Source organism: Psychrobacter sp. JCM 18901 (assembly GCF_000586435.1).
GTDB lineage: Bacteria > Pseudomonadota > Gammaproteobacteria > Pseudomonadales > Moraxellaceae > Psychrobacter.
Genome location: NZ_BAWH01000048.1, coordinates 1 through 1,275 on the forward strand (window position 1 = coordinate 1; position 1,275 = coordinate 1,275).

The 1,275-nt window shown below is 43.8% G+C and carries 1 protein-coding gene; it reads right to left on the bottom strand.

The annotated features are described in order from the left end of the window. Window positions 1-45 precede the first annotated feature (45 nt). Window positions 46-1,211, bottom strand: a protein-coding gene (locus TT11_RS16510; protein WP_261871194.1) for an IS3 family transposase whose coding sequence is annotated in 2 segments (ribosomal slippage) — window positions 46-101 and window positions 101-1,211 — 1,167 coding nt in all. Because the reading frame shifts where the segments join, the coding sequence is not laid out codon by codon here. Window positions 1,212-1,275: the final 64 nt, after the last annotated feature.

The window sequence follows — 1,275 nt, forward strand, 5'->3', positions numbered from 1 at the left end:
GACCCCTGCCGTCAAATCCGTACAGTTAAGCTTGGGAGATTTTAGTTACGCAGCCTGACGATAAAAGTCAAACCACACCTGTCTTGGCGACTTATAGCCAGGCCCTTTTGAGTCCTCGTTTGGTTGTAGTACAGCTCAATATAGCTAATGATCTCGTTTATGGCTGTAAACCTTGTTTTATAGTCGTGATGATATATCAGCTCATTCTTTAATGTGCCCCAGAAACTCTCTATTGGCGCATTATCATAACAATTTCCCTTACCGCTCATTGAGCCTATGAACTGATGCTGTTTGATGATCTTGTGATACGCAAGGCTACAGTACTGACTGCCTCTGTCTGAATGAACAATCAATCCTGGGTTTGGTCGTTTGTTTTTGACTGCCATATTGAGTGCTTTGCCAACTAAGTCAGCAGTCATGCGCTTATTGATAGCATAGCCGACCAGCTCTTTAGTGTAGAGGTCTTTCACTCCTGCCAAATACAACCAGCCTTCATCGGTCCAGATATAAGTAATATCGCTGACCCAAGACTCATTAGGACGCCTAGCACCAAACTTCTGATCCAGAACGTTTGGATAGACCAGCTTATTGTGATTGGAGTTGGTGGTGACTTTAAAGCGTTTATGACGACGGCATTTGATACCATGTTCTTCTTTAATACTTCTGACCATATATAAGCTAATATCGTGCCCTTGCTCTATCAGCTTTGCGTGTAGTCGCTCACAGCCGTAGCGCTCACGAGTTTCATTGTGAGCAGCTTTCACCAGTAGCTCGCAATGATTACGGTGTATCTGCTGTTCGCTGATATCGCGACTCAGCCAGTCGTAGTAGCTTGAATGCTTAACCTTTAGTACACGGCACATAGTGGTGATGCTAAAGACCTGTTGGTTGTCTTGGATAAAGGCATACTTCACTAACTGTGCTTGGCAAAGTACGCGGTGGCCTTTTTTTAGAATTTCGCGCTCCTCTTCGGCTACTTTAAGCTGCTGCTTGAGCTGCTTTATTTCTTGAAGAGCACTCATAAGATCAGGATCATATTGTTCTGTGCCAATAAGCTTGCCTTGATTGGCTTTGTTCTGCCAGTTAGATAAGGTTTGCATCGCTATGCCAAGTTGCTTGGCTGTGGCTGAAACATTACCGTTATTGTCTGCTATCTTCTTAACGGCTTCTGCTTTAAATTCGTCACTGTAGGTTCTTACTTTCTTGGTCATGGTAAACTCCGGTTGATACTCTTAGTTTACCAAGTTTACCTCTACGGTTTCTTCAGCATAGCTC